We start from the raw sequence: 24,382 nt of genomic DNA on the forward strand, positions 1-24,382 counted from the left end.
TGGACGGCATCGGTAAATATCCTATAAACGGAACTCGCTTCTAGCTGCTTCGGCGGCGAGGTTCAACCGTCCCCCGTGAGGGAAGGATACGAGTCTTGGAATTGATGGGGCAATCCAGCATAGCGGGGGGTGGGGAGCTTGGCATGGCGCCAGCCCGCCCGGTGCGCTGGTCGCTGGCCCGCAAAGTCTCGCTGGCCCTGGTCTCCATCTTGCTGTTCACCCTGGTGGTAACGGCCTTCTTCGCCTACTACAAGTTTGAAAGCGTTTATTCCACCCAGGTGCAGTCGCGCTATTCCTTCGTCGTCTTCACCATCAAGAAGCGGGTAGAGGACAGTCTCAATCTGGGCTTCGCCCTGCGCCAGCTCCGGCAGGTCCAGGAGATCATCGAGCGCGAGAAGTCCCGCGATTCCCAGATCCTGGCCGTGGAGGTCTATGATTACCGGGGCGAGGTTCTGTTCGATACCGACCGCGGCGCCATCGGCACCAGGGTTTCGGATTCCCTGGCCGAGGCCATCCGCAGCGGCATGCCGCAATCCTTCGGCGTGGTGGACGAGGACAACCTGATCGTCGGACTGCCCCTGGTCAACAATCTGGGCAAGGTGGAAGGCGGCGTGGTCCTGCGCTATCCCACCGCCTATGTGGAGAAGGGCGTTTCCGGTCTGCTGACCCAGTTGCTGAAAAGCATCGCCATCGCCCTGGTGGCGGCCTCGGTGGTGGCGGTGGCCGGGCTTTACATCCTGTTCGGAAGCGTGGGGCGCAAGCTGGACAGCATGGAGCGGACCATGGGCGAAGTACTCTCCGTGGGAGGGCATGCCATCCCCGAAGGCGGCGGCGATTCCTTCGAGGAGCGTTTCGCCGAATTCGTGGTCAAGACCCGCGAGACCATCGACCATGTCAAGGACGCCACCGACGAAGTCGGCCGTCTCGACCGATTGATGTGAGGGGGTGGCCGTGATTCTCGACCGCACCCGCCCGCTGTTTCTCCGCCTGCTGATGCTGGTCATTCTGGTTCTGGTTCCGCCGGTGGCCTGGATCTCCAACCAGGCCATGGGCGAATTCACCCGCGGACTGACGCCCGAGATGGACAAGAAGGCCGAAGCCATCGGCCGCGACCTGGAGGCGTCGGTGGAGCGGGCGGTGGGCTACGGTATCCCGCTCGACAGGCTGCAGGGGGTGGACCAGTTCTTCGCCCCCGTCCTGGCGGCCAATCCCGAGCTTCGCTATCTGGCCATCACCGATCGTCTGGGCAAGGTTCTGTTCGCGGAAGGCGCCGATCACACCGTCCTGGCTTCCGTCTATGACGGCCAGGACTTCGAAACGGACCTGGATCATCCGCGCAAATTCATCCTGGGCGGCTTCGTCGATCTGGCCCAGCCGCTCAGCGCCAAGGGCAGCCGCATCGGACATGTCCATGTGGGCATGGATCAGGATTACGTGCGCGGCCGGGTGGAGGAGATTCTCATCGATCTGGGCGTGGTCACCCTGGTGGCGCTGCTGGTGGCGGTGGAGATCCTGCTGTTCGTGGTGACCTTCAACATCACCGGCCCCATGCGGGTGGTGGGGATCGTCATGGACCGGGTCAGGCGCGGCGATTTCAGCGCCATGGCCGGTGTGACCTCCGATGACGAGGTCGGACGCTTCGTCCATGGATTCAACGCCGCCATCCGGCTGGCGGACCAACTGTTCCGGCGGCTTGAGGCCTATATCGACGAGGTCAAGGCCGCCCATTTCGATCAAGGCGTGGTCGAGAAGGTGAGGGATATCGAATCGCGCGTACGGTTCCTGTTCCGCTTCTCCCGCAACGGCCAGTCCGAGGTGGTCAACGAGCATCAGGCCACCGATATCCGCCTGCCCCTGTTCCTGTTCGTGTTCGCCGAAGAGATCTCGCGGTCCTTCATGCCGCTCTATATCCGCGACCTCTACGCCCCCATATCCGGCCTTACGCCGGAACTGGTGATCGGCCTGCCTATCGCGTTGTTCATGCTGGTGATCGCCCTGGCCTCGCCTTCCGCCTCGCTGCTGGCCAACCGGCTGGGGGCGCGCCGGGTATTCCTGATCGGACTGGTGCCCGCCACCATCGGCTTCGTCATGTCCGGCTTGGCCTTTTCCGTCTACGACCTGATCTTGTGGCGTATGGCGACGGCCTTGGGCTATGCCTTCATCACCATGGCCTGCCAGGGCTATATCGCCCAGGTGTCGCGGCAACAGACCCGCGCGCAAGGGTTGGGCGTCTATGTGGGAGCCGTGTTGACCGCCAGCGTCTGCGGCACGGGCATTGGCGGCGTGCTGGCCGAGCGGGTGGGGTATCGCATCACCTTCATCGTGGCGGCCGTCCTGACCGTGATCACCGCCATTTTGATCTGGCGTCTGCTGGACAGCGCCCAGCCGGGGGGCGAGGTGACCAGCCCGCGCAAGCGCGAATTCCTGCGTCTGCTGCGCAACTGGCGTTTTTCGGCCCTGGTGGTCTTCGCCGCCATTCCGGCCAAGCTGGCGCTGACCGGTTTCATGTTCTTCCTGGTGCCGCTGACCTTGTCCCAGAATCCATCCATCGATCTCGGCGACATGGCGCGCATGATGATGGTTTATCCCGTGTCGGTGGTGCTGCTGTCGCCCCTGGCGGCGCGGTTCGCCGACCGGGTGGGCTGGCGGGCCGGGCTGGTGGCGCTGGGAGGGGTGATCGGCGGAGCCGGGCTGGTCCTGCCCGCTTACTGGAGCGATCCGGTCGCCGCGGTCCAGGTGGCCATTCTTATGCTGGGCATCTCGCACGGTCTGTCGGCCTCGCCCCAGTTGGCCATGATTCCCGATCTGTGCTGGACGGAATGCCGGGCCATCGGCCAGACCAATGTTTTGGCCTTCCTGCGCCTGGCCGAGCGTATCGGCAGCTTTGTGGGCCCCCTTCTGGCGGCGGTTCTGATTCCCGTTTATGGCTATCAGGGAGCGATCATCGCGTTGGGCTGGGTGGTTCTTTCCATGGCTGCCGTTTTCGCCGTGCTGTCCTTCGCCTACCATGCGGGGCCCCATATCGAGGCGGAGTGGGACGAATGAGGCGCTTGGCGACCCTGTGCCTGATCCTCTGCGCCCTGGTCTGGCCGGGCGGCGCCTTCGCGGCCGAGACGGCCAAGCCGTTCCGCATCTACATGGCGTTGTGGCGCGGCTGGGAGGATGCGGCCCAGGGCTTCAAGGATTACTTCGCCAATCAAGGCATCCCGGTGGAGATGATCATCCGCGATGCCGGTCAGGATAAGGCCAAGCTGAAGGAATTCGTCGCCGAGGCCAAGGCGCTGAAGGTGGATCTGGTCTTCACCTGGGGCACCACGGTCAGCGAGGAGATGCTGGGCCGTTCCGACAATGTGGACCCGGCGAATCACATCACCGATATCCCTGCGGTCTTCGCAGTGGTGTCGCAGCCGGTGGGCGGCGTGGTGTCGAGTCTGGCCTCGTCGGAGCGCAACATCACCGGCACGCTTTATCTGGTTCCCATGGAGACCCAGGTCAATCTGATCCAGTCCTATCGCCCGCTGAAGCGGCTGGGAATGATCTTCAATCCGCTGGAGCGCAATTCCCAGGTGGCGGCCGAGCAGTTGGAAGGCATCGGCAAGGCATCGGGTTTCGAGGTGGTGGCTTTGCCGCTGGAGGTCGAGGGCGGCAAGCCAAGTGTCGCCAGCATTGCCGCCAAGGTGGCGGAGATCAAGGCGGCGCGGGTGGATTTCCTTTATATTCCGCCCGATACCTTCCTCAACATCAACCGCGATATCCTGACCCAGGCGGCGCTGGATCACGCCATCCCAACCTTCGCCGCCGCGGAAAATCCGGTGGTGACCTCCAAGGCCATGTTCGGCGGAGTCTATCGCTATTACACGGTCGGCCAACTGACCGCCTATAAGGCCGAACAGATCCTGGTCCGCAAGATCGCGCCCAAGGACATTCCCATCGACGCGCCCAAGAGATTGTCGGTGCTGATCAACATGCCTGTGGTGCGGCAGATCGGTCTCTATCCCCCCATGAAGCTGATGGGGCTGGCCGAGATCATCGAACGCACCGAGGCCAAGGAGAACAAGCCTTGATCACCGCTCAATCGCCTTTGCGCATCCTTGTCTGCACCAAGATGGATCTGGCGGGGGCCTTGATTCTCAACACGCTGCTGCCGCGCCTGGCCGACTGCAAGGTCATGGTGCTGATGAGCGAGAAGACGCGGCCCGTGGAAAACACCGTCCCCGAACTGGCCGAGATCAAGTTTTTCGAACGCGATCTGCCCATGGACATTTTGTTTCCGCTGCTGGACCGCGCCGATGCGTCGAAGGCGCGCCTTCAGACCTTTGCCGCCCTGTCGGCCCGCTATGGCATTACCATCGAGAGCATCACCGATCTCAACGGGCCCGACGGCGAGGCCCGCATCCGCGCCTTTGCCCCCGACCTGACCATATCGGCGCGCTTTTCGCTGATCTTCAAGCCCAACACCTATGATATTCCCCGGTGGGGCACCTATAACGTCCATCCCGGCGCTTTGCCCCGCTATGCCGGTCTCTTCGCGCCGTTCCGTTGCATGCTGGATGGTTCGGAGTCCATCGGCTGCACCCTGCATCGGGTGGACAAGGGCATCGATACCGGCCCCATCGTGGGGATCGGTCATCTTCCCATCGACCGCCGCCGCTCTTTGCTTTGGCATGTGGTCAACACCTACCGTCCGGGGCTGGACCTGTTCCTCGATATGCTGGACGGGTTGCGCCGGGGCCAAGAGCCCCACTACCAGGCGCAGGACTTCAGTCAGCGTCAGTATGTTTCCCTGCCCGGCGCCGAGCCCTTTGCCCAGTTCAAGGCCAAGGGGCTGAAGCTGCTCGAGGCGGCGGAATATCTTGAAATCCTGTCGGGCTTCCTGCCGCCGGACATGGCCATGCCCGGCGCGGTGGCCAATGCGGTGGCCAACGGGCGGGGGGATGCATGCTGCTCCGTACCCGCGTAACCCTCATCGTCACCTTCACCTATTCCCTGCTGGTGGCGGGGCTGTTCTTTGCCGGGGTGAAGAACGAGGATCTGGCCGACGAGCGCTATGTCCAGGCCACCTTGAACGGTCAGCAGATCTTCTGGGACAAGCTGGTGGAAAACACCGTTCAGCGCTTGGAGGCCGTCGCCCCCCTGCTGGCCGCCAACCAGGAGATGATCTCCGCCATCGCCCGCAAGAGCCCGAGCGAGGCGCGCGAGGCCATGGCCCCCACCATCGCGGGCCTGAGCCGGAGAGGCGTGGCGCGGGTGGAGATCGTGGGTCTCGACGGGGATCTGCTTTATTCCTCGCAAGGCTCTTTGCTGGAGACCCCGCTGGTCGATGCCGGAACCGTGCGGCTGATCGCTGAAACCGGCAAGGCGCGCACCGGCGTCACCCAAAACAGTGACAAGCAGTTCATCGCAGCCATCACCGTGCCCCTGGTGTCGCTGGACAAGATGGTGACCGGCGTCGCCACCATGGTCTCCGATCTGCGTCCGCCGCTGGAGGAGTTCAAGGCATCCACGGGTTCCGATGTCTTTTTGGTGGATCGGGCCGGTCACATGACCGACGGCACCAACGACCTGTTGTGGCGGGTGTTCGAGTCCAAGATTTCGGTGCGTAAAAGCCGCCTGGAAACCTGGCGTGACGGCTCGCGCTTTTATTCCGTGGTGGTGTTCCCGCTGTCGGACGGGGAAAGCCGGGTGATCGGAGCCCTGGTCAGCGTGCGCGATTCCACCGATACCCAGGCGCGCCAGCACGAGGTCCGCGTCATCGCCATCGGGGCGGTGGGGCTGTTTCTGGTGCTGGTGCTGGTGGTGTTCTCGGTCTATCTGCGCCGCTCGTTCGATCCGCTGGATCAAGCCATCGCCGTGCTGAACGCCCTGTCGCGGGGCGACACCTCGGTGATGCTCGATGTCCGCCACGACAATGACGAGATCGGCCGCATCGCCAGCACGGTGGGCGTGTTCCGCGAGAACGCCATCAAGATCGACATGCTGGAGGAACGGCGCGAACGCCAGCGCCGCCGCCAGGAATTGTTCATCCGCCTGCAGATGCTGCGCCTGTCCGAAATGCTGGAGCAGGACGCGCGCGAGGCGGTTCTGGACGATCTCAGGCAGATCGAGGAACTATCCAGCCGCTCGACGGCGGGAGACGAGGGTAGCGATGGCGCCAAGGGTGAACTGGACGTCCTGGCGGTGGCCTTCCAGACCATGTCGTCGCGCATCCGCGAACAGCACGAACGCCTGGAATCGCTGATCACCGAGCGCACCCGCGACGTGGAAATCCTGCGCGAGGCCTTGCGCACCCGCGACCAATTGGCGGCGCTGCGCCAGGAACTGGACTTCGCCCGCGAGCTTCAGTTGTCGTCTCTGCCCCAGGTCTTTCCGCCCTTCCCCGACAGAGGAGAGTTCCAGATCCACGCCTCCATGGTTCCCGCCAAGGAGGTGGGGGGCGATTTCTACGACTTCTTCTTCATCGACCATCACAATCTCGGCTTCGTCATCGGCGACGCCTCGGGCAAGGGCGTGCCCGCGGCCATGTTCATCGCCATCACGCGGTCCCTGGTCAAGGCGGTGGCGCCGCTTTCCAGCAGCCCCGGTGAATGCCTGGCCTTCGTCAACACCATGCTGGCCCGCGACAATCCCCAGACCCTGTTCGCCACCTGCTTCTACGGCGTGCTCGACACCCGCTCCGGCGAGGTGAGCTTTTGCAATGCTGGCCATCCGCCGCCCATGATTCTGCGCAGCGATGGCCGGGTCGAAGCCATCCGCGACGTTTCCGGGGTGGCGCTGGGCGTCATGGAGGATCTGGAATACGAGACGGGATGCTTCGTGCTGGAGCCCGGTGAGGTGGTTCACCTCTATACCGACGGCGTGACCGAGGCCCAGGATTCCGTGGATGCGCTGTATGACGAGCCCCGTCTGATCGCTGAACTGGGCCGCACCGAGGATCGGGCGCCCGAGGCGGTGATCGCGAGCGTCTTGCGCTCGGTGGAGGCATTCGTCGGCAATGCGCCACAATTCGACGACATCACCATGTTGACCTTACGGTTCGATCAGGCTTCCATAGTGTCCGATGCGCCCTTGGAGGACCGGCCGCGGCTGATGCTGACCGGTTTCCCGGCGACGGGAGGCAATGACATGGACGGCAAGGCGTCAGCCGAACCAGTGCAGGACGCGGTGCCTACGCCCGCGCCCCATGTCGTTCAGCCTGTCCTCATGGAGCCCGACCGGGTGGGCATGGTCATCGGTAATGACGTGGGAGAACTGGAACGGCTTGCCGAACTGGTGGACAGCTTCATCGAGAAGCACCGCCTGCCGGAGAAGCTGGCCTTCAATCTGAACGTCTGTCTGGATGAATTGATCACCAATATTATCTCGTATGGATATGATGACGAGGATCATCATGAAATTCTGGTGGAGTTCGTCTACGATGGCCGCGAATTTGTGACCTCCATCATTGACGACGCCAAGGAGTACAATCCCTTCATCGAAGCCCCCATTCCCGATCTCGACCTTGATGTGGACGACCGCCCCATCGGCGGGTTGGGGGTGTTCCTGGTGAAGGAGTTCATGGATGGAACCGAGTATGTGCACGAGGCTGGGCGTAACACCACCACCCTGCGCAAGACGATTTCGGCATAGGAGAGTTTTGGGTTATGGAAATCCGTGAAGAGCAGGCTGGCGACGCCACCGTTCTGGTCCCCCTAGCCCGGGTGGACAGTTCGACGGCCAAGGCCTTCGAGGCCCGGGTCCTCGCCGTGGTCAACGCAGGCGCGCCGAAGATTCTGATCGATTTCGGGGAACTGGACTATATTTCGAGCGCCGGTCTGCGCGTGGTCCTGGTGGGGGCCAAGATGACGCGCGGCGCGCGCAAATTCGCGCTGTGTTCCATGAAGCCCCACATCCGTGAAGTCTTCGACGTTTCGGGCTTCGCCAAGATCCTGGCCATCTACACCGACCGCGCCGCTGCTCTTGCCGCTCTGTGAGTCGGCCATAACGGATCTGCGTCCGGGTCGCTGGAATGTGTTCCTCGTCTGCGCTACCATGAATTCCGCGTCCCTAATCGGTTCGTCATAGATCGATCCGGTTGGGAATGGCTCCGTGGGGAATGTCCGAGGAATGACGATGGGTCATTCTTGGGATATTCCCCGCGCATCAATAAGTTGGTGGACCGTGTCGGCTTTGCGCGTCCTGCGGGGATGCCCGGCATGGACCATCTGGAGGGAACATTCAATGACCGATCCCTACAAGAATATCATCGAGATGCAGCAGGCCATGCTGGAGGGCTGGATGAACTCCGCCAATCAGATGATGCAATACTGGAAGCATCTGATGGAGTTGCAACAGCGCCTGGTGAACCACGCCACATACCGCGATCACGTGGAAATCGATGACGGACCGTCCTTCACCGGCAAATACGGCAAACGCCGTTTCGACATCGACCCGGAAAAGGATGTCTGATCCGGTCAGCAAAACGCCCTGAGGCGCATGCCTTGGGGCGCTTCCGTTTCATGGGGTGCGGATCATGACGATCCCAGGCCCCTCCGCGCTACTATTCCGTACATCTTCAGTCTCGCGCCCCTCATCCGTTTGGCATAAGCTGCCAGAGGTGGGTGCGGGGTCCTGCCCGCATCAGGGGGAGACGCGATGGGTTGGATTGTACGGTTCATTGCGGGCAAACCGCGCGCAATAATCTTCGTCTCCGCTATTTCCATGGCCGTTGTTGCCGTTGCTGCTGCCTATGTCTGGCGGGAAATCAAGGAAGGCGACCGTCACTCCCTGTTGCAGTCGGAGGCCCATCGTCACGGCATCGGGATCATGTCCCAGACGCTCAATGGCAATCTCATGGGGTCCGTTGCGGTTACCGGGCTTCTCGACGAGGAGGTCAAGCAGGAGGCCCTTGGACGGGGAACGCCCAACGGTCCCAGGTTGCAGGGGATGCTGGAGGGGATCGCCAAGGCCTATGACGCGCACGGCGCCTTTGTGGTCGGCCGTGACGGTGTCGTCCGCTCGTCCTGGGACAGTAGCGGCAAACCCTCCACCGGTCTGGACGTCACCTTCCGCCCCTATTACCGCATGGCCATGCAGCGAAAGGAAAATGTCTACGCCGCCGTCAGCCTGGCGCGGGGGGACCGGTCCCTTTACTTCACCGCTCCCATTCTGTCCGACAAGACCCGAGGCGGAACGGCCATCGGCGGCGTCGTGGCGCGGACCGACCTGTCGAAGATCGATGCCTTGCTGCGTGACAAGTCCGATATCAGCCTGTTGCTGTCGCCCCAGGGCGTGGTCTTTGCCGCCAGCCGCAGCGATTGGATCGGATACCTGTCCGAAACGCCGTCGCCGCAGCAACTGGCCTCCATCCGCGAACTCAAGCAATTCGGCAATATGTTCGAAAACAAGGAGCCTTCGGTTCTGCCCTTTTCCGTCCGCGAGGACCGGGTCTTGCAGGATGGGTGGCGCTATGCGGTGGCCAGCGCCCAGGTCCAGTGGAACGACCCTTTCGGCGATTGGACGCTGGTGCTGATGGAGGATCTCTCCCGGACGGTGCCCCGCGGCGATATTGCCGCAAGAGGCGGTGCCGCGGGCCTGATCGTGGGCGTTTTGATTCTGGCCTTGCTGAACATGCTGCGCAGCCGTCACGAGCAGGAGATCTCCGCCCGGCAGGTCGCCGCCTTCGCGGCAGCGCAGCAGGTAACCGCCGAGCGCAAAGCCCAACTGGCTGCGACGGCGCTGCGTTTTCAGCAAGCCAAGACCGTGTCCGAACTGGCCGATGCTTTTTTGCGCGAGGCCCATCGGCTGATCGGGGTCCTCCAGGGCGTGGTTTACATCAAGGCCGATGGCGGCGAGGAAATATTCCGCCTGGTGGCGCGCTATGCCGCCAGCGACGCCGTCAGGTCAGAGATCGCGCTGGGCGAGGGACTGCTGGGCCAATGCGCCGAGGAGCGCCGCACGCGGCTCATCTCAACGCCGTCCGATGGAATCTGGTCCATCGAATCGGGGCTGGGCAATGCCCATCCTTCCGCCGTGGTCATGGTCCCGGCCATGCTCAACGACGTCCTGCATGGCGTGGTCGAGGTGGCCCTGCTCCATCATCCCGACGAGGCCACGATCCGGCAATTGGAGGAGATGGTCAACATCCTGGCCCTCAATCTGGAACTGGTGCGCAGGCACGAAAGCACCGAGGCACAACTGGAGGCGGCCTCCCTGGCCGAACGGGTCAAGGACGAGCAACTGGCCTTCCAGCAGGTGCTGGTCGACGCCATTCCCTATCCGGTGTTCTACCTGGATGCCGAGACCCGCTTTCTGGGAGCGAACCGGGCCTATGAGGAGGCTTTCGGAGTCCGCAAGCCGCAACTGATCGGCCACAGGATGATCGAGCTGGATATCTGGCCCGAAGCCGACCGGGCCGCCTTCCAGTCGGAGAACGAGGCCGTCATCGCCGCCATGGGCCGCAGCCAGAGGGAGGTGCGCATTCCTCATTCCGATGGCACGACCCGTGACGCCTTGTATTTCCTGTCTGGCTTTTGCGATGCCGGTGAGGCGCCGGGGGGGCTGGTGGGAGCCTTCATCGATATCAGCGCCATGAAGAATGCAGAGAGGGAATTGGCCCGGCTCGCCGATGCCGACCGGTTCGCGCATCTGGCCAGGGGGCGCGAGAACCGCATTCTCGAACTGAAGCGCGAGGTCAACGCCCTGGCCAAGGATGCCGGACGGCCCGAACCCTACGGGACGGAAATGGTCGAGCCGGTGGGTGATCATGAATGGGCGCCGCACCCCGATTACGAGGGAGGAAACGGCGCCGCCGCCCGGCCCTTGAAACTGGACGAGATGATCGATCTGGGCGAATTCCAGTCTCTGTTTTCCAGTTTCTGCGAGGTGGCCGGGGTTCCGGCGGCGATTATCGATCTGCAGGGCAATGTGCTGTCGGCATCGCGCTGGCAGCCGGCATGTACCGATTTCCACCGGGTCAATTCCGACTCATGCGCCCGCTGTATCGAAAGCGACACCGAACTGGCTCTCAAGCTGCAAGATGGTGAGGACTTCACCATGTACCGGTGCAAGAACGGCATGACCGATTGCGCCTCGCCCATCATTGTCGAAGGGCGGCATTTGGCCAATGTCTTCATCGGACAATTCCATGTTGGCGCTCCCGACCAGGCCTTCTTCCGCAACCAGGCCAGGCAGTTTGGATACGACGAGGCCGAATATATGAAGGCGGTGCTGTCGGCCCCGGTCATGGACGAAGCGCGGCTGCCCGTCATTCTGGGCTTCCTGTCGGGCTTCGCGCGTATGATCTCGACCATGTCGCTGGCCCGCCTGCGGGCCGATGCCGCGCAAGAGGCTGTGTCGCGTCAGGCGGCCTTGCTGCGCCAGGAACGCCTGGCCGCTATGAGCCTGGCCGAGGACGCGGCGCGGCGCCAGGGGGGCGATGGCGATTCGTCCGGGGAGGCGCCGCGATGAGGTCCATCATCACCGCCGTCCAGAAATGGCCTTTGCTGCAAAAGATACTGCTTGGCCTGTCTTGCATTATCCTGGTGGCCTTAAGCATCAATCTGTACTCGATTTACAGCATGGATGTGATGAGTCGCGGCTTTGACCGGCTTTACGAGAATGAACTCAAAAGCGTCTCCCATCTGAAGGAGGCCCGAGTTCAGTTCGCAGTCATGGGCCGGGCCTTGCGCCAGGGTTTGCTGGCCCAGGTCGCGGACGGGCAACGTGACGCCAATCGGCAGCTTGCCGAGGCGGAAACCAGTCTGCGACGCGAAATGGACGAGGCCCGAAAACTCATCGTGATCGAGGTCAACAAGGCCGCCCTGATGCGTTTCGACAAGGCCTTCGCCCAGTACCGGGATAATATCGAACGGATCTTGACGGCGCAAAAGAGCGGTCAGTCTGCCGATGCCCTGGCATTTCTGTCATCGGCGGAGTTCCAGAAGGTCGGGCGCGAAGCCAACGAAGCCCTGGCGCAGATCGTCGTCGCCAAGGAAAAGAGCGCCGAACAGTTGGCCGTCGCCTCCAAACAGCAGGCCCGGCAGGCGGTGACGTTCTCGCTGATCGTCCTGGGCTGTGGCCTCGCCCTGGCTTTGGCGCTGGGCGGCGCCATCGCCTTGTCCATCCGCGCGCCATCGGAACATCTGCGCATGGCGGTCGATCAACTGGCCTCGGGCAGTCTGGAGGTGGTCGTTCCCCATACCGACTATCCCAATGAGATCGGCGGTCTGGCCCGCTCCATCGAGGTCTTGCAGGCGCAATCGCGCCAACTGGCCGCCCAGCGCTGGATCAAGAGCAATCAGGCGGCCATCCAGTCCGAATTGCAGGCGGCCACCTCCCTTGCCGGACTGGCGCGGGGCTTTTTGTCCAGTCTGGCACCCCTGCTCAATGTGGGGCATGGAGTGTTCTACCTCTATGTGGAGGAGGAAAAGCATCTGCGGATGCTGGGCAGTTACGCCTATCTGGAGCGCAAGCGCTTCAATCAGATTTTCGCCCTGGGCCAGGGGTTGGTGGGGCAATGCGCCATCGAGCGCACGCCCATCATCATCACCGATCCGCCTGCGGACTATGTCCGCGTCGGTTCCGCCCTGGGCGATGCCCTGCCTCGCTCCATCGTCGTCCTGCCCGTCTTGCACAATGACCGGCTGATGGCCGTGGTCGAACTGGCCACGCTGGAACGCTTCGGTCCCGATCAGGAGGCCCTGCTGGAGGGGGTCATGCCGATCCTGGCCATGACCCAGGAAATCCTCGAACGCAACGTCAAGACCCAGGACCTGCTGGAAGAGACCCGGCGCCAGGCCGAGAACATGGAGAAGCAGGCCGCCCGCCTGGAAGAACAATCCGTCGAACTGGAGGCCCAGCAGACCGAGATCAAGGCCACCGAAGCCTGGTATCGCGGCATCATCGAGTCCGCTCCCGACGGCATGCTGGTCACCGACAGCCGTGGAACCATCACGCTGGTCAATCCCCAGGTCGAGGCCATGTTCGGCTATGACGGCGGGGAGCTGACGGGCAAGCCCATCGAGATCCTGGTTCCAATGGGCGTGCGGGCGGGACACACGGCTCAGCGGGACGGCTATATCCAGAATATCGACGGACGGCGGGTTGCCATGCAGGGCCGCGCCCTGAGAGGGGTGCGCAAGGACGGATCGGAATTTCCGGTGGAAGTGGGCCTGTCGCGTCTGCCTGCCATCGGCGGGCGAGGCCTGTGCATCTGCGCCTCGATCCGCGACGTCACCGACCGCAAGGCGGCGGAGGACCGCATGGCGGCGCTTGAAGAGCGCAGCCGCCTCATCCTGGGCGCGGTGCAGGACGGTATCGTCGGCATGAACACCGACGGAGTGATCGATTTCGCCAATCCGGCGGCTCCCGCCATTCTCGGCTTCGCGCCCGAGGAGTTCGTCGGGCAGCGGATGCATGGTCTGGTCCACCACCATTATCCCGATGGCCGCGACTTCCCGCGCGAGGAATGCCCCATGTACCGCACCTCCGTCGATGGCGAGGCGCGCACCATCGATACCGAGGTGCTGTGGCGCAAGGATGGAACGGCCGTTCCCGTGGAATATTCCACCACGCCGGTCTTCAAGAACGGCGAACTGGTGGGCAGTGTGGTGGTCTATCGTGACATCACCCAGCGCCGCCGTCTGCAAGAGGACATGAAGCGCGCCAATTTCCTGTCGGATATCGCCCTGGAACTGACGGAAAGCGGATATTGGTACGTGGATTACAGCGATCCCGACTATTACTACCAGTCGGAGCGCGCCGCGGCGATTCTGGGCGAACCGGCAAAGCCCGATGGGCGTTACCACCTCAACGACGAATGGTTCGCCCGCCTTTTGGAAGCCGATGAGCAGGCCGCGCAGCGGACGGCGGAGCGCTATCAGGGCGCCATCGACGGCACCTACGACCACTATGATTCCATCTATGCCTATAAGCGCCCCGTGGACGGCAAGATCGTCTGGGTGCATGCCGCGGGCAAGCTGGTGAGGGACGAGGCCAACGGCGCCATCCGCTTTATGTACGGCGCCTACCAGGACATCACGGCGGTCAAGGCGGCGGAAGACGCCATCCGGGCCGCCAAGGAAATCGCCGAGGAAGCCACCAAGGCCAAGAGCGACTTCCTGGCCAATATGAGCCACGAAATCCGCACGCCCATGAACGCCATCATCGGCATGAGCCATCTGGCGCTTCAGACCAAGCTGGACAAGAAGCAGCGCAATTACATCGAGAAGGTGCACCGCTCGGGCGAGAACCTGCTGGGCATCATCAACGACATCCTCGACTTCTCCAAGATCGAGGCCGGCAAGATGACCATGGAATCCATCGACTTCCGTCTCGAGGACGTGATGGACAATCTGGCCAATCTGGTGGGATTGAAGGCCGAGGACCGGGGGTTGGAACTGCTGTTCAACGTGGCCCCCGATATCCCTTCCGCGCTGATCGGCGATCCGCTGCGCCTGGGGCAGATCCTGATCAATCTCGGCAACAATGCGGTCAAGTTCACCGAGAAGGGCGAGATCATCGTCGGAGCCGAACTGGTCGAACGATCAGAGGATCAGGCCGAGCTTCACTTCTGGGTGCGCGATTCCGGCATCGGCATGACGCCCGAGCAATGCGGCAAGATGTTCAAAAGCTTCAGTCAGGCCGACACCTCCACCACCCGCAAATATGGCGGGACGGGATTGGGGCTGGCCATCTCCAAGACGCTGGTCGAACTGATGGACGGGCGCATCTGGGTCGAGAGCGAAGCGGGCAAGGGTTCCACCTTTCACTTCCATGTGCGGGTCGGTGTCCAAAGCCATCCTCCGCTCCGGCGCGTCTTCAGCCCCGATGAGTTGCTGGGGCTGCGGGTTCTGGTGGTCGATGACAATGCGGCGGCGCGCGAGATTCTTTCGGCCATGGCCAAGGGCTTCGGCCTGGAAGTGGATTCCGCCTGGGACGGAACCCAGGCGCTGGAGATGGTCGCCGCCGCCGAGCGCAAGGACCTGCCCTATGACCTGATCCTGATGGATTGGAAGATGCCCATCATGGACGGGGTGGAAACCGTCCAGAAACTCCAACACGGCGATCACGCCAGGATTCCGGCTGTCATCATGGTGACGGCCTATGGCCGCGAAGAGGCCGCGACCAATGCCGAGGAACGCGGCGTGGTCATGAAGACGGTCCTGACCAAGCCGGTCACCGCGGCCAGTCTGCTCGAAGCCATCGGCGAGACACTGGGCAAGGGCGTGGTCGCCGAGCACCAGGGGCAGGACAAGGCGGAAAGCTATAAGGAGACCATGAAGGCCCTGGAAGGGTGCCGCGTCCTTCTGGTGGAAGACAACGAGATGAACCAGGAACTGGCCACCGAACTGCTGTCCCAGGCCGGGATGGAGGTGGTTGTCGCCGTGCATGGCCAGGATGCCCTGGACATCCTGGCCCGCGATAACCGGTTCGACGGCATCTTGATGGATTGCCAGATGCCGGTGATGGACGGCTATACCGCCACCCGCGCCATCCGCGCCAATCCGGCCCTGTCCGCCATTCCCGTCATCGCCATGACGGCCAACGCCATGGCGGGAGACCGCGAGAAGGTGATGGAGGCGGGCATGCTCGACCACATCGCCAAGCCGCTCAACCTGGAGACCATGTTCTCCACCATGGCCAAATGGATCAAAGTGGCCAAGGCGCCAGCCAAGACTGCTCCCGCGCCTCGGGAAAAGCCCAAGACCGCCGAGGTTTCAGGGGGCTTGCCCGACCTTCCCGGCATCGACATCAAGGCGGGCATGGCGACCATGGCCAACAAGGAGTCGCTCTATCTCCGCATGTTGGCCAAGTTCAGGGACAGCCAGGGGCACTTTGCCGATCTCTTTGCCGCCGCCAGGCAAGATCCCGATCCGCAAGCCGCCACCCGCGCCGCCCATACGCTGAAGGGCACCGCCGGGAATATCGGCGCCAAGGGCGTGCAGAGCGCGGCTGCGGCCCTGGAACAGGCCTGCAAGGAGGGGCGGCCCGAAGGCGAGATCAGGCAGGCCTTGGTTTCGGCTCTGGCCGAACTCGATCCCGTCATCGCGGCACTCGGCCGAATGGACGCCCCCGAGACGACAAAGGCCCCGGCCATTCCCGAGGCCGAGGTGACGGCGGCGCTGGCCCGCCTTGCGGCCTTGCTGGAAGACAGCGATGCCGAGGCTGGCGATCTGCTCGACGAATTGCTGCCCAAACTGGAGGGAACGGCCCTGGCCGGGGCGCTCAAACCCGTCGCCGACGCCATCGAGGATTGCGATCTGGATCTGGCCCTGGCCAAGCTTCGCGGGTTGGACGTCAAATGACCCTGGCGCGGCCATCACTCTTACCGGTGAACGAGCCCCTGCATGTGGCGGGAATCGGCGCTTCGGCCGGTGGGCTGGAAGCCATGCTGCAAATGTTCGCGCGTCTGCGCCCCACCGGGCGCATCGCCTATGTTGTCGCCCAGCATATGGCCGATAACGGGCATACGGAGCTGGTGGTCCGGCTGATTCAACGGGAATCGGCTTTGCCGGTAGAGCTTGGCGTCTCCGGGGCGCGTCTCAAGCCCGATACGGTCCTGGTCATTCCCGCAGGCAAAGATGGCCGGGTTTTCGGCGAAACGCTGAGACTGTCCGAACCAGCCCCGGAACATCTGTCCACCCCCTCGGTGAACGCCCTGTTCGCCTCCATCGCCGAGACCTGCCGGTCCTTTGGTCTGGGCATTATTCTGTCCGGGGCGGGGTCGGACGGCGCTGCCGGATGCCGGATGATTCGGGAGGCGGGGGGACTGACCTTGGCCCAGGACCCGGCCGAGGCCAAGTTCGACGGCATGCCTGACGCGGCCATCCGCGCCAGGCAGATCGACGAGATCATGCCGGTGGCGATGATGGGGCCGTCCCTGGCCGCGAGGTTCCCGGCGATCGCGGCTTCCGTCACGCCCGCCGTCGCGCCCCCCGCGGCCCCGCTTCCGTCCCCGGCTGACCCCGGCCCCGTGGATGAGGAGCTTCGCGATCTTCAGACGCTGGTCCGCAAGGTGTTTGAGGCCACCGGGATCGATTTCTCCTGCTACAAGGAGGAAACCCTTTTGCGCCGCCTGGAAAAGCGCAGGTCGGTCCTGGGCATCGGGACGATGGAGGCCTATCGGGCGCTGGTCCAGCGTGATCCCGGCGAGTTGCAGGTGTTGCAACATCTGTTTCTGGTCTCGGTCTCGTCCTTCTTCCGTGACCGCGAGTCGTTTCGCGTGCTGGAACGCGCCCTGGCCGCCGCCATTGCCGAAAAGCCAGAGGGCGAACCCATCCGGGTCTGGGTGCCGGGCTGCGCCTCGGGCGAGGAGCCCTATAGTCTGGCCATCATCTTGAACCGGCTGATTGAGGAGCGCGGGGGCAAGCATCCCATAGCCATCACCGCCACCGATCTCAATCCCGACGCATTGGCCATGGCCCGCGAGGGTCTCTACCGCAAGACGGCGTTCAAGGAGGCCGAGGATGGCCTGCGGGAGCGCTATTTCCTGCAAAGAGGACAGCATTACGAGATCCGGCCGGAGATCAAATCCTGCGTGACTTTCGAACGGCGCGACGTCCTGTCCGGGGCTCCGCCCGCCGACCTGGATCTGGTGAGTTGCCGCAACCTCTTGATCTATATGAAAAGCCAGTTGCAGGACGATCTGATCAAGGTCTTTCACCAATCCTTGCGTCCCCACGGGCTCTTGTTCATCGGCCAGTCGGAATCTCTGGGGCTGGCCGGAAACGCCCTGTTCGCCCCCATCGACCATTATCACCGGCTGTTCCGCAGGCGGTGTTCGGGGGCGGGGAGATAACGTATTGTCGAGAAAGCTAAAGGCATAAGCGAATGCGTGTATCGACGGTCGTCACCCTCGGAATGGGACTGGTGGTTCTGGCCAATGTCGTGCTCATTGGGCGGGTCATTTCGCCGCAATTGGACATGCAGGCCCGCGTCCAGTCGGGGATCGCCGGGCAACAGCTGATGGGCCTGGGGTTGGAGGCCGCGTCGCGCATTTCCGCCGAGCGCGGTCCCAGCAATGGCGCCCTGGGCAGCGAGCTTCCCTTGCCCCCCGAACGGACCGAGGCGCTGAAGGCCGCCCGTACCGCCACCGACGCGGCCTTGCGGCAGGTGGTGGAAAGCCTGGACAAAAGCCCTTCACTGCGTCACGGAGCCGCCGTCAGAAATTCTCTCTTCGCGGCTGGCAGCCAGTTGGAGACGGCACGGCGTCAGATTGACGCCCTGATCGCCCGTCCGCGCCCCGAGCGTGCGGATCAAGAGGTCGCGGCCGCGGTGGGCGGCATGGTCAAAGTGCTTCCCCTGATGGCGCCCGGACTGAACGTCATCGAAACCAATCTGGCGCAGGCCGATCCCGCCCTGATCAACTATGTGACCATCTCGCGGCTATCCACCGAAATGCGCGATTTCGCCGGGCAGATCGGTTCCATCTTCACCGCGCCTTATGTCGCCCGACGCCCTTTGACGGTCGATGAACTCGCCCAGGTCGAACGCTCGCTGGGAACCATTGCCGCCCTGGACACGCAGCTTCGGCTGGCCATCGACAAGACTGGCTCGCCCCCGGACCTCTTGGCGGCGCTGGCAACCATCGATGCCGAATTTTTCGGTGGCGGACTTCCTCTGATTCGCCGCATTCGCGATGTGGGGCGAAGCAGCGGCGAGTATGGGATGAATGCGGCCGAGTTTGCCAAAATCTACGTGCCGCAGATGAACTCCATCCTTGGTCTTCGCGCTGCGGCCCTGGCGGCCATAGCCGACCGGATGATCCATTTGGAGCATGAGACCGACGCGACATTGCGTTTCAACCTGCTGCTGACCGTCATTGTGGTGATGTCGGTTCTGGCGTGTTTCCTGCTGATCCGCCTGCGGATGTCGCGTCCCTTGTCCCAGGTTCACCGGGCGCTGGGCCAGTTGGCGCGGGGCGAGGACCATATGGACCTTCCCGTTGCCCGGCGCCACGACGAGATCGGCGAAGTGGTCGAGGCTCTGACCCAACTGGCCGCGGTGGTCCGGGATCGGGCCCATGAAAGCTATGTATCGGGTCTCGTGGCCCGGATTACCGCCGATTTGCAGGCGGCCGAGGATTTCGAATCCCTGGCCCGGGGGTTGTTTTCCAATATGGCCCCGGTCATCGATCTGGGCTTCGCGGTTTATTTCCGGTGCGACGGCGAAACAGGCGAACTTGTGGAATGCGGAGGTTATGCCCGGCACGGCGACGCGCCCGCGCGGTCGCCCAGTGACGGGCTGGTGGCCGAATGCGCCGCCGAGCGGCGGGAAATCCTGATCAGCAACCCGCCCGAGGGTTATCTGAAGATCCGCACAGGGTTGTTATCGGCTGCGCCTGGGGCCATCCTGCTTTTGCCGGTGGTCGGTGGAGACGAATGTCTCGGCGTTATCGAGATGGCGACCATGAAACCCATCGAGGGGCGTGACAGGGATGTTCTCGATGCCGTTCTGCCCGTACTGGCCATGCGCATGGAAATTCTGGCGCGCAGCGAGCGGACCCGGCAATTGCTCCTGGCCACCCAGCGCCAGGCCGGAGAACTGACCGCTCAGCAGGAACGGATTCAGGCCCTGTTATCCGAACAGGATGCCATTTTCGACAATGCCCCCATGGGCATCATGTATACCGCTTCGGGCCGTATCCAGCGCGCCAATCCGGCCATGGCCGAACTGCTGGGCTATACGGTGGAGTCCATGAAGGGGCTTGAGGCTTCGCGGCTTTTCGCCACCGCCGACAGCTACCGGGAGTTCGGCGGACTGGTCGCTCCCAAGCTGGGGGCGGGCGAGGGCATTCATCAGGAATGGGATCTGATCCGGGGCGACGGACAGCTCTTCAGCGCCATGATTTCCGCCAAGGGCGTGCGGCTGGAAGGGCTCGAGCGGGCCTCAATCTGGATCGTCGAGGACATCACCGAGCGCAAGCGTCTGGAGCGCGAGATGCGCGAGAGCGGCGAGCGCCTGCGCCGTATCTTGGAAAACAGCCCGGCGGGTGTGTCCATCAATACCGAAGACGGACACTCCCTCTTCTCCAATCAGAGAATGGCGGAAATGCTGGCGACGACCCCGGAGGAACTGAGCCACCGCAGCGCCACGGAATTCTGGTTCGACCCGACGGACCGCCAGGAGTTCATCGCGACCTTGCGCCGCGACGGCTATGTGCGCGACTACCAGTCGCGGTTCGTGCGCGCCGACGGAACTCCCATCACGGTCCTTCTCGCCTCGGCGCTAACCGAATTCGCCGATGGCCGCTATCTGGTAAGCTGGGCCTACGACATCACCGAACGCCAGAAGGCCGAGGACGCGGTGCGTTTCGCCGGAGCGGAACAGCAAGCCATCTTCGAGGCCGCCACGGTGGGCATCGCCTTCCTCAAGAACCGGGTCATCGTGCGGGGCAATCCGCAACTGGACAGGCTGTTCGGTTACGAGCCGGGCGAGCTTGTGGGCCAGTCCACCCGCATCTGGTTCCCCGACGACGAATCCTTCGCCGATGTGGGCGACGCCTACGAGGCCCTGTCGCGCGGCGAAGTCCATCAGCGCGAACAATGCTATGTCCGCAAGGACGGAACCCGCTTCTGGTGCCGGATCAGCGGCAGCGCTATCGATCCCTCCGATCTGTCGCGTGGCGCGGTCTGGATGCTTGAAGACGTGACCGATGCCCGCGCGGCCGCCGAGGCCTTGGCGAAGGCCAGGGATGTGGCCGAGGACGCCGCCAAGACCAAGAGCGACTTCCTGGCCAATATGAGCCACGAAATCCGAACCCCCATGAACGCCATCATCGGCATGAGCCATCTGGCCCTGAAGACCGAGCTTAATCCCCGCCAGCGCGACTATGTGAAGAAGATCCAACAATCGGGGCAGCATCTGCTGGGGATCATCAACGACATCTTGGACTTTTCCAAGATCGAGGCGGGTAAGCTGGAGGTGGAGGTCACCGAGGTCCATCTGGATAAGGTGCTGGAGAATGTGGGCAACCTCATTTCCGACAAGGCCTCGGCCAAGGGGCTGGAGCTTCTGTTCGACCTGGGGGCCGGTGTTCCCCTCGATCTGATGGGCGATTCCCTGCGCCTGGGTCAGGTGCTGATCAATTACGCCAACAACGCGGTCAAGTTCACCGAGGAAGGCGAGATCGTCGTGGCGGTGCGCCTGCTGGAGGATCTGGGCGCGGAGGTCATGCTGCGCTTCGAGGTCAGGGATACCGGTATCGGCCTGACCGAGGAGCAGAAGGCACGCCTGTTCCAAAGCTTCCAGCAGGCCGACACCTCTACCACCCGTAAATTCGGCGGCACCGGGCTGGGCCTGGCCATCTCCAAGAAGCTGGCCGAGCTGATGGGCGGCGAGGTCGGCGTCGACAGCGTCCCCGGAGAAGGCTCCACCTTCTGGTTCACCGCCCGTATGGGCAAGGGCAAGCCGCGTGCCCCTTTGCTGCCCGAACCCGAACTGGTGGGACGGCGCATGCTGGTGGTGGACGACAACGAGAATGCCCGCGCCGTTCTGGTCGATATGCTGAGTTCCATGTCCTTCGAGGTTGATAGTGTCGAGGGCGGTGCGGCGGCCATCGACGCCATCCGCGAGGCCATGCTGGACCAGCCTTACGAGGTGGTGTTCCTGGACTGGCAGATGCCCGGCATGGACGGGCTGGAGGTGGCCGAGCGCATCCACGACATCCGGCTGCCCTTCCCGCCCCATCTGATCATGGTGACCGCCTATGGCCGCGAGGAGATCATCAAGGGCGCCCAGGCCGCCGATATCGGCGAGGTACTGGTCAAACCGGTCAATCCGGCCGCCCTCTTCGACAGCATCATGCGGGTCTTCGCTTCCGACGACAGGCGCTCGGAAGAAGACGAGGGGACCGAGGGCGGCACGGTGGATGTTTCCGGCCTGAAGGGCGTGCGGGTTCTGCTGGTCGAAGACAACGAGCTCAACCAGGAAGTGGCCAGCGAAATTCTCGGCGATGCCGGGCTGGTGGTGGACATCGCCGCCAACGGCCAGATCGCGGTGGATAAGGCCAAAACCGGGCACTACGACCTGATCCTGATGGACATGCAGATGCCGGTCATGGACGGCGTTACCGCCACCCGCGAGATTCGCGCCATGGGCTTTCAGGACCTGCCCATCATCGCCATGACCGCCAATGCCATGCAGGCCGACCGGGAAAAGTGCCTGGAAGCCGGGATGAACGATCATATCGCCAAACCCATCGACCCCGATTCCATGTTCGCCACCATGATGAAATGGCTGGGACGCCAGCCCGTGGCCGTGGCCGCGCCAGCGGCCAGCCCGGATGAGGCCGTGGCCGTCATCGCCCGTCTGCGCGCCCTTCTGGCCGACAGCGATCCGGAAGCCGAGGAACTGGTCGAGGCCCATGGGGATCTGCTGCGCGGCCTTTTGGGCAAGAAGGCCGACCGCTTCGCCGCCCTGGTGAGCGGTTACGACTTCGACAAGGCGTTGAAGCTGCTGCCCGCCGAGGCCAAGGAAGACGGCCGCCGGAACCTTCCCGAGATCGATCCCGATATCTTCGATTTCGAGGTTATGGGCTCCATCTACAAATGGGATCTGGAGCGGTTGAGGCCCATTCTGGCCGGGTTCCTCGACGATGCGGCGGCCAAGGTGGCGAAGATCGAGGCGGCCCAGCCCGAAGATACGGCCTTGCGCGAGATCGCCCATGGGCTGAAAGGCGCGGCCAATACCGCCGGGGCGATCCGTCTGGGGCGTCTTGCCGCCGATATGGAATCCTCGGCCAAGGCCGATAATACGGCCGCATTGGCCATGCTCGCTCCCCTAATGGCTCCCACCCTGGACGAGCTTAAGGGGGCGCTTGCTCCCTTCTTGTCCTCCGTAACCGAAAAGGCTTCTTCATGAGCGAATCCGAATTGCGCCGGATCAAGGTGCTGCTGGTCGATGACGAGCCCTTCATTCGGCTGACCATCCGCCAGATACTCATACAGATCGGCATTCCGCCGTCCAACGTCTACGAAGCGGAAAACGTCAAGGCGGCGGTCGGTGAAACCCTGCGTGTCCGCCCCTCCGTGGTGCTGTGCGATATCCATATGCCGGGCGATGACGGTTTCGCCTATGTGGCGACGCTGCGAACGGCGCCCCTGCCCGATGTGGCGGCCATTCCGGTGGTCATGCTGACCTCGGATTCGGGCGAGGAAGCGGTGATGACCGCCAAGGGCCACAAGGTCGCGGGATATCTGGTCAAGCCGGTCTCCATCGGCGCCGTCAAAAAAGCTATCGAACGTGCCCTGAAGGTGATCTTGCCATGACCACGGATATCCGCCCGACCGTTCTGGTGGTCGATGATACGCCTGACAATCTCAAGCTGATGAGCGGGTTGCTCAAGGACTTCTATCGGGTCAAGATCGCCAATTCCGGCGTCAAGGCCCTGGCCATCGCCCAGTCCGAGACGCCGCCCGACCTGATCTTGCTCGACATCATGATGCCCGAGATGGACGGTTATGAGGTCTGCCGCAGGCTGAAATCCGACCCGGCCACGCGCGAGATTCCCGTTATCTTCCTGACCGCCAAGGCCGAGACCCAGGACGAGGAGATGGGGCTGAGGGTCGGCGCGGTGGATTACATCACCAAGCCCATCAGCCCGCCCATCGTGATGGCCCGCGTCGAAACTCATCTCAAGCTCAAGGCCAGCGCCGATTTCCTGCGCGATAAGGCCGATTATCTGGAGGCCGAGGTGGGGCGCCGCACCCAGGAGGTTAACGCCATTCAGGATGTGACCATACTGGCCATGGCGTCGCTGGCCGAGACGCGCGATTCCGACACCGGCAACCACATCCGCCGTACTCAGCACTACGTGAAGATGCTGGCCATGGCGCTGCGGGACCATCCGCGCTTTGCCGCCCAGTTGGATGGGCCGACCATCGAAATGCTGTTCAAGTCGGCTCCGTTGCACGATATCGGCAAGGTGGGCATTCCCGACCGCATTCTGCTCAAGCCGGGGCGGTTCGAGCCTGCTGAATTCGAGATCATGAAGACCCATACCACCTTGGGCCGCGACGCCATCGTCCATGCCGAACGTTCGCTCGGCACCCCGGTGGCCTTTCTCTCCATGGCCAAGGAAATCGCCTATGCCCATCAGGAGAAGTGGGACGGCAGCGGTTATCCCTTGGGGCTCGGCGGCGACGACATCCCCCTGTCCGCCCGACTGATGGCGGTGGCCGATGTCTATGACGCCCTCATCAGCCGCCGGGTCTACAAGGAGGGCATGCCCCATGAGCGGGCGGTGGGCATCATCCGTGAAGGCCAGGGTAGCCATTTCGACCCGGATATCGTCGATGCGTTCCTTAATTTGGCCGACGAGTTCAAGGCCATTGCCGCCCGCTTCGCCGATTCCGATCACGATATGGAGCAAAAGCGCGAATATCTGGAACAGGCCGGGGGGTGA

General features: G+C 63.2%; 13 protein-coding genes. All 13 read left to right on the forward strand.

The window, feature by feature from the left end:
• Positions 1–143 precede the first annotated feature (143 nt).
• The gene (locus CCC_RS08420) at positions 144–941 is read left to right on the forward strand and encodes a hypothetical protein (RefSeq protein ID WP_009870627.1); all 798 of its coding nucleotides are present in this window, start codon (positions 144–146) and stop codon (positions 939–941) included.
• Positions 942–951: 10 nt separating this feature from the next.
• Positions 952–3,045, forward strand: coding sequence for an MFS transporter (locus CCC_RS08425; RefSeq protein WP_236686342.1), 2,094 nt, complete (start codon positions 952–954; stop codon positions 3,043–3,045).
• Positions 3,042–4,064, forward strand: a complete 1,023-nt coding sequence (locus CCC_RS08430) for an ABC transporter substrate-binding protein (RefSeq protein ID WP_009870625.1) — start codon at positions 3,042–3,044, stop codon at positions 4,062–4,064. Before CCC_RS08425 ends, CCC_RS08430 begins: the two co-directional genes overlap by 4 nt.
• Positions 4,061–4,960 (forward strand): formyl transferase, encoded by a 900-nt coding sequence (locus tag CCC_RS08435; RefSeq protein WP_236686343.1) that lies wholly within the window; start codon positions 4,061–4,063, stop codon positions 4,958–4,960. Before CCC_RS08430 ends, CCC_RS08435 begins: the two co-directional genes overlap by 4 nt.
• Positions 4,939–7,626: a SpoIIE family protein phosphatase gene (locus CCC_RS08440; protein WP_009870623.1), complete on the forward strand. Its 2,688-nt coding sequence runs from the start codon at positions 4,939–4,941 to the stop codon at positions 7,624–7,626. The genes CCC_RS08435 and CCC_RS08440 overlap by 22 nt, the downstream gene beginning before the upstream one ends.
• Positions 7,627–7,640: 14 nt before the next feature.
• Entirely contained in the window at positions 7,641–7,970 is a 330-nt protein-coding gene (locus CCC_RS08445; RefSeq protein ID WP_009870622.1) for an STAS domain-containing protein, read from the forward strand.
• Between the two features lie 247 nt (positions 7,971–8,217).
• Entirely contained in the window at positions 8,218–8,445 is a 228-nt protein-coding gene (locus tag CCC_RS08450) for a hypothetical protein (RefSeq protein ID WP_009870621.1), read from the forward strand.
• Between the two features lie 252 nt (positions 8,446–8,697).
• Positions 8,698–11,445: a PocR ligand-binding domain-containing protein gene (locus CCC_RS21705; protein WP_009870620.1), complete on the forward strand. Its 2,748-nt coding sequence runs from the start codon at positions 8,698–8,700 to the stop codon at positions 11,443–11,445.
• A complete protein-coding gene (locus CCC_RS21150; protein WP_052473017.1) occupies positions 11,442–16,283 on the forward strand; it encodes a PAS domain S-box protein in 4,842 nt (1,613 codons plus the stop codon). Before CCC_RS21705 ends, CCC_RS21150 begins: the two co-directional genes overlap by 4 nt.
• Complete coding sequence (locus CCC_RS08470; RefSeq protein ID WP_052473019.1) at positions 16,280–17,776, forward strand: CheR family methyltransferase; 1,497 nt, start codon at positions 16,280–16,282, stop codon at positions 17,774–17,776. The genes CCC_RS21150 and CCC_RS08470 overlap by 4 nt, the downstream gene beginning before the upstream one ends.
• 32 nt (positions 17,777–17,808) lie before the next feature.
• Positions 17,809–22,839 carry a response regulator gene (locus CCC_RS08475; protein WP_052473021.1) on the forward strand — a complete coding sequence of 1,677 codons (5,031 nt, stop codon included), beginning with the start codon at positions 17,809–17,811 and terminating at the stop codon, positions 22,837–22,839.
• Positions 22,836–23,246: a response regulator gene (locus tag CCC_RS08480; RefSeq protein WP_009870615.1), complete on the forward strand. Its 411-nt coding sequence runs from the start codon at positions 22,836–22,838 to the stop codon at positions 23,244–23,246. Before CCC_RS08475 ends, CCC_RS08480 begins: the two co-directional genes overlap by 4 nt.
• Positions 23,243–24,382, forward strand: coding sequence for a response regulator (locus tag CCC_RS08485; protein WP_009870614.1), 1,140 nt, complete (start codon positions 23,243–23,245; stop codon positions 24,380–24,382). Before CCC_RS08480 ends, CCC_RS08485 begins: the two co-directional genes overlap by 4 nt.

It is taken from the genome of Paramagnetospirillum magnetotacticum MS-1, assembly GCF_000829825.1.
Taxonomy (GTDB): Bacteria; Pseudomonadota; Alphaproteobacteria; order Rhodospirillales; family Magnetospirillaceae; genus Phaeospirillum; species Phaeospirillum magnetotacticum.

What these genes read in the sequence shown, in the direction of transcription:
- CCC_RS08420 (WP_009870627.1), top strand. Translation starts at nt 144, where the DNA reads ATGGCGCCAGCCCGCCCGGTGCGCTGGTCGCTGGCCCGCAAAGTCTCG.
- CCC_RS08430 (WP_009870625.1), top strand. Translation starts at nt 3,042, where the DNA reads ATGAGGCGCTTGGCGACCCTGTGCCTGATCCTCTGCGCCCTGGTCTGG.
- CCC_RS08440 (WP_009870623.1), top strand. Translation starts at nt 4,939, where the DNA reads ATGCTGCTCCGTACCCGCGTAACCCTCATCGTCACCTTCACCTATTCC.
- CCC_RS08445 (WP_009870622.1), top strand. Translation starts at nt 7,641, where the DNA reads ATGGAAATCCGTGAAGAGCAGGCTGGCGACGCCACCGTTCTGGTCCCC.
- CCC_RS08450 (WP_009870621.1), top strand. Translation starts at nt 8,218, where the DNA reads ATGACCGATCCCTACAAGAATATCATCGAGATGCAGCAGGCCATGCTG.
- CCC_RS21705 (WP_009870620.1), top strand. Translation starts at nt 8,698, where the DNA reads ATGGCCGTTGTTGCCGTTGCTGCTGCCTATGTCTGGCGGGAAATCAAG.
- CCC_RS21150 (WP_052473017.1), top strand. Translation starts at nt 11,442, where the DNA reads ATGAGGTCCATCATCACCGCCGTCCAGAAATGGCCTTTGCTGCAAAAG.
- CCC_RS08470 (WP_052473019.1), top strand. Translation starts at nt 16,280, where the DNA reads ATGACCCTGGCGCGGCCATCACTCTTACCGGTGAACGAGCCCCTGCAT.
- CCC_RS08475 (WP_052473021.1), top strand. Translation starts at nt 17,809, where the DNA reads ATGCGTGTATCGACGGTCGTCACCCTCGGAATGGGACTGGTGGTTCTG.
- CCC_RS08480 (WP_009870615.1), top strand. Translation starts at nt 22,836, where the DNA reads ATGAGCGAATCCGAATTGCGCCGGATCAAGGTGCTGCTGGTCGATGAC.
- CCC_RS08485 (WP_009870614.1), top strand. Translation starts at nt 23,243, where the DNA reads ATGACCACGGATATCCGCCCGACCGTTCTGGTGGTCGATGATACGCCT.